This window comes from Pedococcus sp. (assembly GCF_036000045.1).
Lineage (GTDB): Bacteria > Actinomycetota > Actinomycetes > Actinomycetales > Dermatophilaceae > Pedococcus.
In genome coordinates this window covers 1-15,366 of the sequence record NZ_DASYGF010000062.1, presented here as the reverse complement: position 1 = coordinate 15,366, position 15,366 = coordinate 1, and the positions used below count along the sequence as shown (strand labels likewise).

At 70.4% G+C, this 15,366-nt stretch carries 14 protein-coding genes and 1 pseudogene; 6 read left to right on the top strand and 9 right to left on the bottom strand.

Going from position 1 to position 15,366, the window contains the following annotated elements:
- From VGN50_RS09765 to VGN50_RS09755, 3 genes and pseudogenes are all read left to right on the top strand, one after another.
- Positions 1 to 351: pseudogene (locus tag VGN50_RS09765) on the top strand (short-chain dehydrogenase); the annotation flags it as partial.
- 12 nt (positions 352 to 363) lie between these two features.
- The gene (locus tag VGN50_RS09760) at positions 364 to 2,178 is read left to right on the top strand and encodes a glycoside hydrolase family 15 protein (protein WP_327444568.1); all 1,815 of its coding nucleotides are present in this window, start codon (positions 364 to 366) and stop codon (positions 2,176 to 2,178) included.
- Between the two features lie 5 nt (positions 2,179 to 2,183).
- Complete coding sequence (locus tag VGN50_RS09755) at positions 2,184 to 2,918, top strand: maleylpyruvate isomerase family mycothiol-dependent enzyme (protein WP_327444567.1); 735 nt, start codon at positions 2,184 to 2,186, stop codon at positions 2,916 to 2,918.
- A gap of 2 nt (positions 2,919 to 2,920) precedes the next feature.
- Here VGN50_RS09755 and VGN50_RS09750 read toward each other — a convergent pair whose 3' ends face one another.
- The 3 genes from VGN50_RS09750 to VGN50_RS09740 form a co-directional block, all read right to left on the bottom strand.
- On the bottom strand, positions 2,921 to 3,601 hold the full coding sequence (locus VGN50_RS09750) for a response regulator transcription factor (protein WP_327444566.1): 681 nt from the start codon (positions 3,599 to 3,601) through the stop codon (positions 2,921 to 2,923).
- An 85-nt stretch (positions 3,602 to 3,686) separates the two neighbouring features.
- Positions 3,687 to 4,337, bottom strand: a complete 651-nt coding sequence (locus VGN50_RS09745) for a response regulator transcription factor (protein WP_327444565.1) — start codon at positions 4,335 to 4,337, stop codon at positions 3,687 to 3,689.
- Positions 4,334 to 4,966, bottom strand: a complete 633-nt coding sequence (locus VGN50_RS09740) for a HAMP domain-containing sensor histidine kinase (RefSeq protein WP_327444564.1) — start codon at positions 4,964 to 4,966, stop codon at positions 4,334 to 4,336. The genes VGN50_RS09745 and VGN50_RS09740 overlap by 4 nt, the downstream gene beginning before the upstream one ends.
- Before the next feature lie 237 nt (positions 4,967 to 5,203).
- Here VGN50_RS09740 and VGN50_RS09735 point away from each other — a divergent pair, with 237 nt between their 5' ends.
- Positions 5,204 to 6,085 (top strand): EamA family transporter, encoded by an 882-nt coding sequence (locus tag VGN50_RS09735; RefSeq protein WP_327444563.1) that lies wholly within the window; start codon positions 5,204 to 5,206, stop codon positions 6,083 to 6,085.
- On the opposite strand, the gene VGN50_RS09730 is transcribed toward VGN50_RS09735, so the two are convergent.
- The 3 genes from VGN50_RS09730 to uvrB form a co-directional block, all read right to left on the bottom strand.
- Complete coding sequence (locus VGN50_RS09730; RefSeq protein WP_327444570.1) at positions 6,074 to 7,078, bottom strand: TerC family protein; 1,005 nt, start codon at positions 7,076 to 7,078, stop codon at positions 6,074 to 6,076. The two genes, VGN50_RS09735 and VGN50_RS09730, sit on opposite strands and share 12 nt — an antisense overlap.
- A 305-nt stretch (positions 7,079 to 7,383) precedes the next feature.
- Positions 7,384 to 7,728, bottom strand: coding sequence for an MmcQ/YjbR family DNA-binding protein (locus VGN50_RS09725; RefSeq protein WP_327444562.1), 345 nt, complete (start codon positions 7,726 to 7,728; stop codon positions 7,384 to 7,386).
- 10 nt (positions 7,729 to 7,738) lie between these two features.
- Entirely contained in the window at positions 7,739 to 9,850 is a 2,112-nt protein-coding gene (gene uvrB / locus VGN50_RS09720) for an excinuclease ABC subunit UvrB (RefSeq protein WP_327444561.1), read from the bottom strand.
- 144 nt (positions 9,851 to 9,994) lie between these two features.
- Here uvrB and VGN50_RS09715 point away from each other — a divergent pair, with 144 nt between their 5' ends.
- Complete coding sequence (locus tag VGN50_RS09715; protein ID WP_327444560.1) at positions 9,995 to 11,143, top strand: MFS transporter; 1,149 nt, start codon at positions 9,995 to 9,997, stop codon at positions 11,141 to 11,143.
- 11 nt (positions 11,144 to 11,154) lie between these two features.
- On the opposite strand, the gene coaE is transcribed toward VGN50_RS09715, so the two are convergent.
- From coaE to rpsA, 3 genes are all read right to left on the bottom strand, one after another.
- The gene (gene coaE, locus VGN50_RS09710) at positions 11,155 to 12,339 is read right to left on the bottom strand and encodes a dephospho-CoA kinase (protein WP_327444559.1); all 1,185 of its coding nucleotides are present in this window, start codon (positions 12,337 to 12,339) and stop codon (positions 11,155 to 11,157) included.
- A 28-nt stretch (positions 12,340 to 12,367) separates the two neighbouring features.
- Positions 12,368 to 12,832, bottom strand: coding sequence for a PPOX class F420-dependent oxidoreductase (locus VGN50_RS09705; protein ID WP_327444558.1), 465 nt, complete (start codon positions 12,830 to 12,832; stop codon positions 12,368 to 12,370).
- Between the two features lie 121 nt (positions 12,833 to 12,953).
- The gene (rpsA, locus tag VGN50_RS09700) at positions 12,954 to 14,453 is read right to left on the bottom strand and encodes a 30S ribosomal protein S1 (protein WP_327444557.1); all 1,500 of its coding nucleotides are present in this window, start codon (positions 14,451 to 14,453) and stop codon (positions 12,954 to 12,956) included.
- Between the two features lie 143 nt (positions 14,454 to 14,596).
- On the opposite strand from rpsA, the gene VGN50_RS09695 reads away from it, so the two are divergent.
- On the top strand, positions 14,597 to 15,366 hold a 770-nt coding region (locus VGN50_RS09695; RefSeq protein ID WP_327444569.1), incomplete at its 3' end, for a class I SAM-dependent methyltransferase.

Here is a 15,366-nt window from a genome sequence, read left to right as displayed (position 1 = left end):
AGCATCGTGTACGCGGCCGACCACCCGCAGCGCCGCGAGTACTGGTGCGGCGAGACCACCGCCCTCACCCTGATCGCGAACGCCGTCGCGCCGGGCCTGCTGGACCGCTACCTGGCGAGGACCGGCTTCGGGAGCCAGCAGACCGAGGAGCCCAACCCGTCCGACGCGCCGGTCAACCTGTGGGAGCCGGTCGACGGCCCGCGCGGAGCCGATCACGGCGCGCACGGGCGCTTCGACGACACGTCGCACGCGCGGTCCCCGCAGGCCTGGCTGAGCCGTCACCACGGCGTCGCGGCCGCCGGGGCCCTCGCGGCCGCCGGAGCGGTCGTCGCTCGCACCGTCCGTTCCTGAGCCGGAAGAGCCGTGCCTCTGCCTCTCGAGCAGTACGCCCTCGTCGGCGACCGGCACACGGCGGCGCTGGTCGGCAGTGACGGGTCGATCGACTGGCTGTGCCTGCCCCGCTTCGACTCGCCCGCGTGCTTCGCGGCTCTGCTCGGTACGCCGGAACATGGCCGGTGGCTGCTCGGCCCGAAGGGCCCCGCGCGGAGCACCCGCCGCTACCTGGAGAACTCGTTCGTCCTCGAAACGGTCCACGTGACGGACACCGGGGCAGTCAAGGTGCTCGACCTCATGCCCGTCGGCGACGGGCGTGCCGACATCATCCGCAGCGTTCAGGGCCTGCGCGGCACCGTCACCATGGAGCACGAGTGGGTGGTGCGCTTCGACTACGGGCGGGTCCGGCCCTGGGTCTCCCACGGCGTGGGCCACCGGCTGGACGACGACGTCATCACCGCGGTGGCGGGCCCCGACATGCTCGTGCTTCGTGGGAGCCGGCTGCCGAAGGCCGCCGACGGACGCCACCGCGACGAGTTCGAGGTCAGGGCCGGCGAGACCCAGACGTTCTCGCTCACCTGGTTCCCCTCCTACGACCCGGTCCCCCCGCCGCTCGACATCGACTCGCGCATCGCCGAGACCATCCGCCGCTCGGACGACTGGGCTGCGCGCTGCGACTACGACGGGCCCTACCGCGACCTGGTCGTCCGCTCCCTGCTCACCCTGCGCGCGATGACGCACTCCCGGTTCGGGGGCATCGTCGCGGCACCCACGACCAGCCTGCCCGAGGACTTCGGCGGCGAACGCAACTGGGACTACCGCTACTGCTGGCTGCGGGACGCCTCGCTGACCCTCCAGGCCCTGATGCGCTCCGGCTTCGTCGACGAGGCGCGGCTGTGGCGCAACTGGCTGGTGCGTGCGGTGGCCGGCGACCCGGAGGACCTCCAGATCATGTACGCCATCGACGGGGCCAGGCAGCTGCCGGAGCGCAGCCTGGACTACCTGCCCGGGTATGCCGGGTCCAGCCCGGTGCGCGTGGGAAACGCCGCAGTGGACCAGCGACAGTCCGATGTGCTGGGTGAGGTCATGATCGCCTTGGACGAGGCCCGTCGGCATGGGCTCGAGGTCGACGGCGAGGCATGGGCGATGCAGCGCTCGCTGGTCGACCACCTGGCCGACCACTGGCAGGAGCCCGACAACGGCCTGTGGGAGATCCGCGGCCCGCTGCGGCACTTCACGCACTCTCGGGTGATGGTGTGGGCGGCCTTCGACCGTGCCGTCCGCAGCGTCGAGGACTGGGGGCTCCCCGGCGATGTCCACCGCTGGCGCGACCTGCGTGACCAGGTCCGCGACGAGATCCTCAGCAAGGGTTTCGATGCCCGGCGCACCACCTTCACCCAGCACTACGACACCACCGACGTCGATGCGTCCCTGCTGCTCATCCCCATGGTCGGTTTCCTGCCTCCCGACGACCCCCGCGTCCTCGGCACGGTCGCCGCCATCGAGGAGGACCTGATGCGGGACGGCTTCCTCCTGCGCTACCGCACCCAGAGTGGCGTCGACGGCCTGGCCGGCGACGAGCACCCGTTCCTCGCGTGCTCGTGGTGGCTGGTCAGCGCGTACTCGATGTGCGGCCAGGTGACCAAGGCGCGCGAGCTGATGGACCGGCTCGCCGGCCTGTTCAACGACGTGGGCCTGATCTCGGAAGAGTACGACCCGGCGAACCGCCGGATGGTGGGCAACTTCCCCCAGGCCTTCTCCCACCTGGCGTTCATCGGCGCGGCCCACGCGCTCGCCCAGGCCGAGTCGCAGGGGGCCGCCGGCGCCGGTCAGCGGATACCGTGACGGACATGGCTCACGACCTCTCCCTCGTCGCCGACCACACCGCACGGCTGGTCGCAACCGCTCGGAACCTCGATGACGTCCAGGCTGCGTCCCTCTGCGAGGGCTGGAGCCGCGGGCACGTCCTGACCCATGTCGCCCGGAACGCCGAGGCGGTGGACCGCCTGGCGCAGTGGGCGGTCACCGGTGAGCCGCAGCGGATGTACCCGGGCGGCACGCGGGCGCGCGACGCCGACATCGCGGCAGGTGCGGGGCGTCCACCCCGCGAGCTGGCCGAGGACCTGGTGCGCACTGCCGAGGCACTGGCGTCCCGGCTCGAAGCACTGTCGGGGCCGCTGGCCACCGATCTGGTCGAGATGCGCGGCGGCCTGGAGGTCGAGGCGCGCACGCTGCCCTTCCTGCGGCTGCGCGAGCTGGTCTTCCATCACGTCGACCTCGACGCGGGGTTCACCTTCGAGGACGTGGAGGACGACCTGCTGCACCGGTTCGTCGACGACGCCGTGGCTCGGCTCCGCCGTCATCCGCAGAGGCCTCTGTTGGAGCTGCGCAGCAGCACAGGAGGTGCATGGTCCGTGGCCCGGGAGTCAGCCGCGACGGTCGACAGTCCGACGGTCGGGGGCGCCCCTGGCGACGGCGTGACGGTCAGCGGCACGCCTGCCGGCCTGCTCCTGTGGCTGGCCCGCCGCGACCCGGCGGGCGTGCGCGCCGACGGTCCGCTGCCAGAGCTCCCCCAGGGGGCCTGAGGTCAGTGCCGGGCGGCCGAGAGCTCCGCGCCCGGGACACCGGCGTGCCGGGCGATGGCCACCGCAGCGAGGGCACTGTGTACCTGGAGCTTGTGCAGGATGCTCTGCACGTGCGTGCGGACGGTGTTGGGCGAGACGTGCAGGAGATCACCGATCTCCGTGCGGCTCAGCCCCTCGACCAGGCACCCCAGCACCTCCAGCTCGCGGCTCGTGAGCTCCCCGACCCCCTGCGAGGGCTCCATCGGGATCGGACCACCTCGGGTCAGCGTCATCAGCGCAGCGGCCAGGAGCTCGGCGGGGATCCTGGTCTCCCCGCGCCCGACTCCGCGGATCGCGTCGACGAGGGTCGCGGCGGTCGAGGTCTTGGGCACCCACCCCCGCACTCCGAGCTGAACCGCCTCGACGACGTGCGCGTCCGAGTCCAGGCACGTGGTCACGACGATGCCCGCGTTGGGACGGACTCGCAGTGCCTCACGGGCGACCGTCAGGCCGTCCTCGCCGTCCAGGGCCAGGTCCAGCACCATCACATCGAACGGCACGGTGGACAACAGGGCCATGCCCCGGGCGGCGCTCGTGGCGATGGCTACCACCTCGAGATCCGAGTAATCCGAGAGATAGACGGTCACGGCGTCGGCGAACACCTCGTGGTCATCCACGATCACGACCCGCGTCGTCGCCGTCATGGGTCCAAGCGTCACACCTCACGGCGCCAGGCGAACCGGGCTGGAGCGGGAGGTCCTCCTCCGTCATCGGCGGGAGGCTCGAGCTCTATCTGAGGTGGACCGGCCACGACTCCGTGGACCCGTGCGCGGACATCAGGGCTGCGGCCTGGAGCCTGGAGTGGACGCCCAGCTTGGTCAGCAGGTTCTGGACGTGGGTGCGAGCAGTGCTCCGCTGGACGCCCAGCGTCTCGGCCATCTCCTCGGTGGTCTGCCCGTCCATGATGCACCGCATCACCTGCCACTCGCGGTCGGTGAGGAACTGCAGTGCCCAGAGCGGGTCGTCCGTCCCCTTGTGCGGCCGCAGGGCCCTCTGCAGCAGCATCGGCTCCACGGCCAGCTGTCCGCGCACGGCCCGGTCGAGCATCTCGACGATCTCGACGATGGGCTTCTCCTTGCCGACATAGCCCGAGGCGCCCTCGGCGATGGCCTTGCCGACCATGGTGTGGTCGGCCTCGGCCGACAGCATGACCACCTTGGTGTCGGGAGAGCTGGCCCGGACCCGCTGGATCGCGTTGACCGAGGTCCCGTCGGGGAAGTTCACATCGAGCAGGCAGACATCCGGGTGGTGCTCCCCGACCGCAGACACTGCCTCGTCGGGGTGGCTGGCGAGCGCCACGACCTCATGACCGCTGGCCTCGAGGGCCATTCCGAGCGCCTCCAGCAGGAGGACGTGGTCGTCGCAGACGACGATCCTCATGACGCGACCGAGCGCAGCCGGGCTCCGGTGAGACAGATATCCGCCACCGCGCCCCCGCGCTCACCCGAGTGCAGCTGGAACGACCCCTGACAGGCGGCCACCATCGCGCGCGTGGTGGTCAGGCCCAAGGACGTGCGCCCGGCGACCTTGCCCAGACCGGGACCGTCGTCGGTGACCGAGACGTGCGTGCCGTCGATGTCGGTGTACATCCGCACGGACACCCGACCGTGCGCCCCGGCGGCGCGGATCGCGTTGTCCAGCACGCACGCGACCGCGCGGCTGAGCGCCACCGGCCGCGCCCAGACCTCCAACGCGTCCGGGCCCTCAAGGGTGACGGCGCATTCCGCCGTCGTGCTGGCCCGGGCCACGACACCCTCCACCAGCGGGGCGATGTCCGTGCTGCCGACGTCGTCGCCGGAAGCCTCGCTGAGGACCGTCTCCACGAGATCGGCCAGCCAGCGAGCCTGTCCCGTGATCACCTCCAGCTTGCGGCTCACGTCGCCCGCATCCGTCCCCGCCAGCAGGAGGATGGCCGCGAGCGGCTGCCTCAAGTCATGCAGCAAAGCGCGGATCGTGTCGATCTCTCCCCCAGCGACCGGGCGCTGGTACTCCTCGAGGACTGCAGCCATGTCGATCCCTCACACCCCGCGGCTTGCTGTCAACACCCCCTGTGAGACGAGCAATGATGCCGCGACCCGTCAAACGTAGGACGCCAAAAAGAGGGCCAGCAATAGTCAATAGGAACTAGGTGTCCGCACAGGTCAGGCCCGTTGCCTTCGGCCGGTGCCGGGTACCTGTACTCGCGTGTGAGCCTTCCGGCGGTCCGGTCGCCTGACGAGGGTCGTCGGCTCACTAGAGTCCACGACATGCGGCCGCACCGACTCCAGGGAGCCCCGGCGCCGCCCCTGGTCCTCGTCCTGGCCGCGGTGGCCTCGGTCCAGTTCGGGGGTGCGCTGGCTGCCACCCTGGTGCCGGCCATCGGCGCCGCGGGATCGGTCACGCTGAGGTTGGTGTTCGCGACCGCGATCCTCTGGGGCATCGCCAGACCCACCTGGCGCGGGCATGCTCGGTCGGCTCTGCTGACCGTGCTGGCGTTCGGGGGGACCCTGGGGCTGATGAACCTCGCCTTCTACGGGTCCCTGGCCCGGCTGCCCATCGGGGTCGCCGTCACGGTGGAGTTCCTCGGCCCGCTCACGCTGGCCACGATCCTGGCCCGACGGCTGCGTCACCTGGTCTCGGTCGGCGCGGCGGCGGTCGGCGTCGTGCTGATCGCCAAGGTTCCACAGACACCGTGGGGGGACCTGCAGTGGGCCGGGCTGGGACTGGCTGCTCTCGCGGGCGCCTGCTGGGCGGGATACATCCTCGCCAGTGGGCGGGCGGGCCGCGAGTTCCAGCGGCTCGACGGGCTGGCCATGGCCATGGCGGTGGCGCTGGTCCTGGTCCTGCCGTTCGGCATCCAGAGCGTGCCCACCTGGTCCGCCGGTGCTGTCGCCAAGGGACTTGGCATCGCCGTCCTGTCGTCGGTACTGCCGTACTCGCTGGAGCTGGTGGCCCTGCGGCGGCTGAGTGCGCGCGCGTTCGGGATCCTGCTCAGTCTGGAGCCGGCGGCCGCCGCGCTGGCGGGCTTCCTGGTGCTGGGTCAGCGCCTCAACGCCAGCCAGCTGGCCGGCATGGGCATGGTCGTGCTGGCGAGCGCTCTGGTCATGGGTGCCGACCAGCGCAAGGATCCGGCCACCTCAGGAGGGTGAGGTCGGCGTGCGCGCATCACGCCGGGACTTCGCGAGGCTGGCGACGGTGGTGACCCCGAGGATCAGCACGATCGCTCCGAGCGACACGGAGATCGGGATATCGGGCGCGGCCGAGACCGGCTGGCCCCCGTTGAGCAAGGGCAGCGTGTTCTCGTGCAGCGCGTGCAGGACGAGCTTCGCCCCGATGAAGGCGAGGAGCACCGCCAGGCCCCGGCTGAGGTAGACCAGCCGCCGGAGCAGCCCGCCGATGAGGAAGTACAGCTGCCGCAGGCCCATGAGGGCGAACAGGTTGGCGGTCAGCACGAGGTAGGGCTCTTTCGTGAGGCCGTAGATGGCCGGGATCGAGTCGAGCGCGAAGAGCAGGTCGGTGGTGCCGAGTGCCATGATGACGATGAACATCGGCGTCGCGAGCCGCCGACCGGCGCCCCGGGTGAACAGCTTGGCGCCGTCGTAGCGGTCGGTCGTGGGGAAGCGGCGCTCGACCCAGGCCATGAACCGGTTCTCCTCGTACCCGTCCTCGTCGGGGTTGCCCTCTCGGGCCAGCTTCACCGCGGTGTACACGAGGAAGGCACCGAAGAGGTAGAAGACCCAGGAGAACCGGTTGATCGCTGCCGCCCCCACCGCGATGAAGAGGCCGCGAAGCACGACGGCGATGATGATGCCGATCATGAGGGCGGACTGCTGGAGCTTCTCGGGCACGCCGAACCTGGCCATGATGAGCAGGAAGATGAACAGGTTGTCCACCGAGAGCGAGTACTCGGTGAGCCACCCGGCGTAGTACTCCGTCATGAGCTTCGTCCCATGCGCGTCGTGGGTGAACCACCACACCCCGACGCCGAAGAGCACGGCCGCACCGACGTACGCGACGAGCGCAAGCCCGACTTCCTTGGTGGTCGGCACGTGCGGTCGCCGGGCAATGACGACGACGTCGAAGACCAGGACGGCGGCCATGACCCCGATCGTGGCGAACCACGCCCAGGTCGACACCTGCATGCGATCGGGATCGGCAGCGGTCACCAATGCGGTCATGAGGTCGGACCCTTCCGGACACTAGACAGTGGCCGGAGGTCTCTCCCGCCCCGTGAGGTGCGGACCGGCTCCCCGGGTCGTATGCCGCGCAGCTGGCTTCAGTGCGTGGCAGCCGACCGTGATGACGAGGACGCCGCGTGTGGGGATACTCCCCTCCGATGTACAAAAAAAGAGCCTACATCGGGGGGACCCGGCCCTCCGATGTACAGAAAGAGAGCCTACATCGGGGGGACCCGGCCCTCCGTCGGTGGCGCCCCTCCCCTGCCGGCTCAGCCCTGCGTGGGGCGCCGGGACTTCGGGAGCTTGGCCACCACGGTGTCATACGAGGCATCGACGGCCTCCCTGATCTCCTCATCGGGGATCGCGCCGTTCAGCCGCAACGTGTTCCAGCCCGAGCGACCGATGTAGGCCATGACCGACGCGTCGTCGGGATACTGCAACACCCACTCGTCGGCCTCGACCCGAGTCGCGCCGCACTTCAGCCCCACCGAGTCACGGCCCAGGAAGACGAAGATCTTGTCGCCCACCTTGACGACGTGGTCCCCGTCCCACGGCTGGTCCAGCCACGCCCCCGGCTTGGCCAGGCAGTGCTCACGCAGCTCCTCGGGCGTCACCGCCGGGCCCTCACTGTGTCGCTGCGGACATCTGCCGCAGCTCCTTCTTGAGGTCGCCGATCTCGTCGCGCAGCCGGGCGGCCAGCTCGAAGTGCAGGTCGGCGGCCGCCTGGTGCATCTGTGCCGAGAGCTCCTGGATGAGGTTGGCCAGGTCGTTGGCCGGCAGGTTGCGGACCCGGTCGCTCGCGACGCCGGCATCGGCCTGGAGGGCGCCCCGACCGCCACGACCGCCCCCGCCCTTGCCGCGCGACTGGGCTCGCCCGGAGCCCATCAGCGCCTCGGTATCGGCGTCCTCGCGCTGGAGCAGGTCGGTGATGTCCGCGATCTTCTTCCGCAGGGGTTGGGGGTCGACCCCGGCGGCCAGGTTGTACGCGATCTGCTTCTCACGGCGCCGCTGGGTCTCCTCGATGGCCTCCTGCATCGACGGGGTGACCTTGTCGGCATACATGTGCACCTGGCCGGACACGTTGCGGGCAGCGCGACCGATGGTCTGGATCAGCGACCGAGCGGAGCGCAGGAAACCCTCCTTGTCGGCATCGAGGATGCTGACCAGCGAGACCTCAGGCAGGTCCAGGCCCTCGCGCAGCAGGTTGATGCCGACCAGGACGTCGTACTCCCCCATCCGCAGCTCACGCAGCAGCTCCACCCGGCGCAGCGTGTCGACCTCGCTGTGCAGGTAACGGACCCGCACCCCCTTGTCGAGGAGGTAGTCCGTGAGGTCCTCGGCCATCTTCTTGGTGAGCGTGGTGACGAGTACCCGCTCATCCTTGGCGGTACGCTCGCCGATCTCGTGGAGCAGGTCGTCGATCTGCCCCTTGGTGGGCTTGAGGATGACCTCCGGGTCGATCAGGCCGGTGGGGCGGATGATCTGCTCGACGACACCGGTGCTCTGAGCCAGCTCGTAGGGTCCTGGGGTCGCGGACAGGTAGATGGTCTGGTCGATGCGGTCGAGGAACTCCTCCCAGCGCAGCGGCCGGTTGTCCATCGCCGACGGCAGCCGGAACCCGTGGTCGACCAGCATGCGCTTGCGCGACATGTCACCCTCGTACATGGCGCCGATCTGGGGGACGGTCACATGCGACTCGTCGATGACGAGGAGGAAGTCCTCGGGGAAGTAGTCGAGCAGGGTGTTGGGGGCAGTCCCGCGGGCTCGGCCGTCGATGTGCATCGAGTAGTTCTCGATGCCGGAACAGGACCCGACCTGGCGCATCATCTCGATGTCGTAGGTCGTGCGCATGCGCAGACGCTGGGCCTCGAGCAGCTTGCCCTGCTTCTCGAAGGCGGCCAGCTGGTCCGCGAGCTCGAGCTCGATCCCGCGGATGGCGCGCTCCATCCGCTCGGGGCCGGCGACGTAGTGGGTCGCCGGGAAGACGTACATCTCCGTCTCCTCGCGCATGATCTCGCCGCTGAGCGGGTGAAGGGTGTAGATGCGCTCGATCTCGTCGCCGAAGAACTCGATGCGGACCGCGAGCTCCTCGTAGACGGGGATGATCTCGACCGTGTCCCCCCTCACCCGGAACGTGCCCCGCGTGAAGGCCAGGTCGTTGCGGGTGTACTGCATCTGGACGAAGCGGCGCAGCAGCTCGTCACGGTCGACCTCCATGCCGACGCGCAGCCGGGCCATCCGGTCGACGTACTCCTGCGGGGTGCCGAGCCCGTAGATGCAGGACACCGACGCCACCACGACCACATCGCGTCGGGTCAGCAACGAGTTGGTGGCACTGTGGCGCAGCCGCTCGACCTCGTCGTTGATGGACGAGTCCTTCTCGATGTAGGTGTCCGTCTGCGGGATGTAGGCCTCGGGCTGGTAGTAGTCGTAGTAGGAGACGAAGTACTCGACGGCGTTGTGCGGCAGCAGCTCACGGAACTCGTTGGCGAGCTGGGCGGCCAGCGTCTTGTTGGGCGCCATCACCAGGGTCGGTCGCTGCACCTGCTCGATGAGCCACGCCGTCGTGGCCGACTTGCCGGTGCCGGTGGCTCCGAGCAGGACGGTGTCCTTCTCACCGGCCCGCACCCGGCGGGCCAGGTCGGCGATGGCCGCCGGCTGGTCACCGGCGGGGTGGAACTCGGAGACCACCTGGAAGGGAGCCACCGTGCGCTGCAGGTCAGTCGTGGGCCGCATGGGTCCACGGTATGCCGTGTCACCGACAGCCGGGTCTCAGGATGCGGTGAGACGCCCCGGCCACCGGCGCGCCCCACGCGTTTGACTGTCCGGGTGAGCTCCCCATCGCGGCCACGAGCTGTAGGTCCAGCACGCCGCTGGGCCATGCTGGCCGCCAGCACCACCGCCCAGGCAGCGGCTGCGGTCGCCATGCATGGGCCTGCCTTCCTCATCCCGGTCCTGCGCGCGCGGGAGGGGCTCAGCCTCCCACAGGCCGGCCTCGTGGCCTCAGCCCCGATGGTCGGGGTCATGCTCACCCTCGTCGCGTGGGGAGCCTTCGCCGACCGTCATGGCGAGCGATCGGCCCTGCTCGCCGGTCTCGGTCTGACGACCGCCGCCGGGGCGGGTGCCATGACGGTCCACGGACCGTGGGGACTGGGTTCAGCCCTGTTCGTGGCGGGCGCAGCCGCAGCCGCAGCCAACAGCGCGAGCGGTCGCGTCGTCGTGGGCTGGTTCCCCGCCCACCGCCGGGGGCTGGCCATGGGCATCCGGCAGATGGCTCAACCGCTCGGAGTCGGGCTGGCGGCTCTGACCATGGCCGCACTCGCGGACCGTCACGGGCTGGTCGCCGGGCTCGCCGTCCCGACCGTTGCCGCGGTGGTCGCACTGGCTCTGGTCGCAGGTGTCGTCATCGACCCGCCCCGCGAGGGCCGTGAAGCGGCCCCGACGCCAGAGCCGGGGCCCTACCGCGCCGACCGCTACCTCGTCCGTGTCCACGGCGTCTCGATGCTGCTCGTGGTGCCGCAGTTCGTGGTGTGGACCTATGCCTTGACCTGGCTGGTGAGCGACCGGCACTGGTCCGCCCAAGCCGCCGGGGTGATGGTCGCCGTGGCCCAGGTGCTCGGCGCGGGTGGGCGGATCGCCGCCGGTCAGGTCTCCGACCTGGTCGGAAGCCGCATGCGGCCCCTGCGGTGGGTCGCCGTGGCGGCGGTGGCCACCATGCTCGCTCTGGGAGTCGCGGCCGGTCTGCGCAGCGGGGTCGCGGTGTCCCTGATGGTGCTCGCCAGCGCGGTGACGGTGGCCGACAACGGCCTGGCCTTCACCTCGGTGGCCGAGCGGGCAGGGTCCGGATGGTCCGGCCGGGCGCTGGGGGTCCAGAACACCGGACAGTTCCTGGTTGCCGCGGCGGTCCCACCCGGGGCCGGACTGCTCATCACCACCAGCGGGTATGCCGCGGCCTTCGCGGCCGCCGCCGTGTTCGCCGCTGCCGCCGTGCCGCTCATCCCGGTGGCCCAGGAGCGCCGGCTGCGGTGACCAGGCAGCCCCTACGGCTCCCATCCGGTGTCGGCGGCCCAGGCCTGCGCGCGGGGGTAGGCCGCGTCGAACCACGGCTCCTTCGCCTCGGCATACTCGCTGGCGGTCAAGCCGGCCCGGGCGAGGCGCGCCTTCTCGGCGGCATACTCGGCCATGGCCGAGGGGTCGGCACGCATCCAGTCGCGGAACATCAGGGCCCAGAGCCACCCCGGGCTTCCCGCCTCACGCACGTGGATGTGCGCGACGCGCCCCGGATCGGCGTTGCCATGCATGCGCTTGGGCCAGGTGCCCTCCCCCCCACGGTCGAAGTCCGCATACACGCCCTCGGCTCGGGGGAAGCCAGCGGCGTCCAGGCGCGCCCGGACCGCCTCGCCGTCCGCGTCGTCGAGGCTCCTGACCCCCACCTGCAGGTCGATGACGTCCTTGGCCAGCAGGCCGGGAACGGCGGTGCTCCCCACGTGGTCCGCCGTGACGAGCACGTCGCCGAAGGCGAGCCGCAGCCGCGCCAGGAGTCGCTCGGCCTGCGCCGCCCACGCCGGGTCGGACGGCACGAGCTCGAGACTCTCAGGGCGGTGGGAGCGGCGGCCGTACCGGACGTTCGCCTCGAAGGGGACGAGCCGCTCCCGCCACAGCGTGTCCACTGCCGCCAAGAGCTCGTCCTTGGGTCCGTCGTTGGACAGCCACACGTCGGCGGCCGCGTGGCGCTGTGCGTCGGTGGCCTGGCTGGCGATCCGGCTCCTGGCGTCGGCCTCGGTCATGCCGCGGGCGTGCATGAGGCGTTTGACGCGCAGCTCCTGCTCGGCACCGACGACGACGACCAGGTGGTACGCGGGACCCATGGCCTTCTCGACGAGCAGAGGCACGTCGTGGACGACGACGGCGTCCGGAGGGGCTGCGGCGAAGAGCTCCGCGGTGCGCCGCGCGATGAGGGGGTGGGTGATCGCCTCGAGGTCCTGGCGCGCCCGCGCCTCCGCGAACACCAGGGCGCCCAGAGCGGGCCGGTTCAGCGCACCCGCGTCGTCGAGGACGTCGTCGCCGAACCGGGCGGCGATGGCCGCCAGCCCCTCGCTGCCGGGCTGGACCACCTCGCGGGCCAGCTGGTCGGCGTCGATGAGGGTGGCACCGCGCTCGGAAAGTCGTTGCGCCACAGTGGATTTGCCGGATCCGATACCCCCGGTCAGTCCCACGCGCAGCATGCGCCCACCCTAGCCCCAGCAGGGGATCTCAGTCGGCCAGACGAGCCGGGAAGCCGCCGGTGGCGATCGGTCCCCACCGGGTCGGGGTGATCCGCAGGATCGACTTGTCCTGGTCGAGCATGGCCTGGCGGTACTCATCCCAGTCCGGGTGCTCCCCCGCGATGTCCCGGAAGTACTCGACGAGCGGTTCGACCGACTCAGGCGCATCCAGCACCTCGCACTCGCCGTCGACCTGGACCCAGGCGCCGCCGAAGTCGTCGGAGAGGACGAGCACGCTGACCTCTGGGCGTCGGCGGGCGTTCGCCGTCTTGGCGCGCTCCCGGTAGGTCGAGACGACGAGGCGGCCACTGTCGTCGACCCCACCCGTCACCGGCGACGCCTGCGGCCGGCCGTCCGCGCGGGTCGTCATGAGGACCATCTGGTGGCGTGGCCGCACGAAGTCGAGCAGGCCCTCCCGGTCGACGGAGGTGTTCGTGGCGATGGTGCGAGGCATGACCAGCACGCTACCCGCCGGGCGTGCGGCCGGCGATGCCAAGAGGCCCGGCCCCCGCGAAGGGGACCGGGCCTCTCGAAGCCGTGCACGCGGCATACGTCCGTGTGCCGCGTGAGCGGGCTCAGTTGCCGGTGAGCTTCTCGCGCAGTGCGGCGAGGGCCTCGTCCGAGGCCAGGGTGCCCTCGGAGGCCGGAGCAGCCGGACGACCGGAGTCGCTGCTGCCCGAGTCCGAGCTCGAGCTCGAGTCGGAGGAGTAGGACGTCGCGGCGCCCACGTTGGCGGCAGCCTCGGCGTCGGCCTTGGTGGCCTCCTCGACCTGGGCCTTGTGGGCCTCCCAGCGCTGGTGGGCCTCGGCGTACTGCTTCTCCCACTTCTCGCGCTGGGTCTCGTAGCCCTCGAGCCACTCGTTGGTCTCGGGGTCGAAGCCCTCGGGGTACTTGTAGTTGCCCTGCTCGTCGTACTCCGCGGCCATGCCGTAGAGGGTCGGGTCGAACTCGGTGACGGGCGCGCTGTCGTCGTTGGCCTGCTTGAGGGACAACGAGATCCGGCGACGCTCGAGGTCGATGTCGATGACCTTGACGAAGATGTCGGACCCGACGGTGACGACCTGCTCCGGCAGCTCCACGTGGCGCTCGGCCAGCTCGGAGATGTGGACCAGACCCTCGATGCCGTCGTCGACGCGCACGAACGCACCGAACGGGACGAGCTTGGTGACCTTGCCCGGGACGACCTGACCGATCGCGTGGGTCCGGGCGAAGTGCTGCCACGGGTCCTCCTGGGTCGCCTTCAGCGACAGGGAGACACGCTCGCGGTCCATGTCGACGTCGAGCACCTCGACGGTGACCTCCTGGCCCACCTCGACAACCTCGGACGGGTGGTCGATGTGCTTCCAGGACAGCTCGGACACGTGCACCAGGCCGTCGACGCCGCCGAGGTCCACGAACGCACCGAAGTTGACGATCGAGGACACGACGCCAGAGCGGACCTGCCCCTTCTGGAGCTCCTTGAGGAACGTCGTGCGCACCTCAGACTGGGTCTGCTCGAGCCAGGCACGGCGCGACAGGACCACGTTGTTGCGGTTCTTGTCGAGCTCGATGATCTTGGCCTCGATCTCCTTGCCCACGTAGGGCTGGAGGTCGCGCACGCGCCGCATCTCCACGAGGGAGGCGGGCAGGAAGCCACGCAGGCCGATGTCGAGGATGAGACCACCCTTGACGACCTCGATGACGGTGCCGGTGACGACGCCGTCCTCCTCCTTGATCTTCTCGATCGTGCCCCAGGCGCGCTCGTACTGGGCGCGCTTCTTGGACAGGATCAGGCGGCCTTCCTTGTCCTCCTTCTGGAGGACCAGGGCCTCGACCTCGTCGCCGACGCTGACGACCTCAGAGGGGTCGACGTCGTGCTTGATCGACAGCTCACGCGAGGGGATGACACCCTCGGTCTTGTAGCCGATGTCGAGCAGGACCTCGTCCCGGTCGACCTTGACGATGACACCTTCGACGATGTCGCCGTCGTTGAAGTCCTTGATGGTCGCGTCGATCGCGGCAAGGAGGTCTTCCTCAGAGCCAATGTCGTTGATGGCAACCTGAGGGGCGGTCTTTTCGACCGTGCTGGCAGTCATGTAGTAGGAACTCCGATGGTGGACATGAATAGTTGGGTTTACGAGTACAGCGTGTGTGAGCACACGGATGTGCCCCACCACCCTACCGATGGTGTCCCCGCAGGGTCAAAATGCAGCACCCGACGACGGAGCACGGGAAGGGTATGCCGGTGAGCGAGTCCGCGCAGGTCAGCCGCAGGGCGGCGGGCACCCAGGAGACCGCCACCGCGAACCGCTCCTGGTGGGACGCGGAGGCACGGGACTACTACGCCGAGCACGGCTCGTTCCTCGGCGACTCGGAGCTCGTGTGGGGTCCCGAGGGGTGGCGCGAGTCGGAGCTGAGGCTGCTGGGCGACGTCAGCGGCGCCCAGGTGCTGGAGATCGGTGCAGGAGCGGGACAGTGCGCCCGATGGGTCGCCGGGCAGGGGGCGACGGTGGTGGCCACCGACCTCTCGGCGGGAATGCTGCGCCAAGGCGTCGACCTCAACCTGAGGGTCACCCCGCCGGACCGTCCGGTGCCCCTCGCCCAGTGCGACGCCCTGGCCCTCCCCTTCGGCGACGAGTCGTTCGACGTCGTCTTCACGGCATACGGAGCGGTGCCCTTCGTCGCGGACACCGCGGCCCTGATGCGCGAGGCCGCCCGCGTCCTTCGCCCGGGCGGGCGCTTCGTGTTCTCCACCACCCACCCGTTCCGATGGGCGTTCGCCGACGACCCCGGCCCGGACGGTCTCACCGTGCGTCAGTCGTACTTCGACCGCACCCCCTACGTCGAGGCCGACTCCGACGGCGAGGCGAGCTATGTCGAGCACCACCGCACCCTGGGCGACCGGGTCCGCGAGCTCACCGGTGCCGGCCTGGTCCTGCGCGACCTGGTCGAGCCCGAGTGGCCCGACCGCAACCAGGCCTCGTGGGGCGGCTGGTCGCCCTTGCGTGG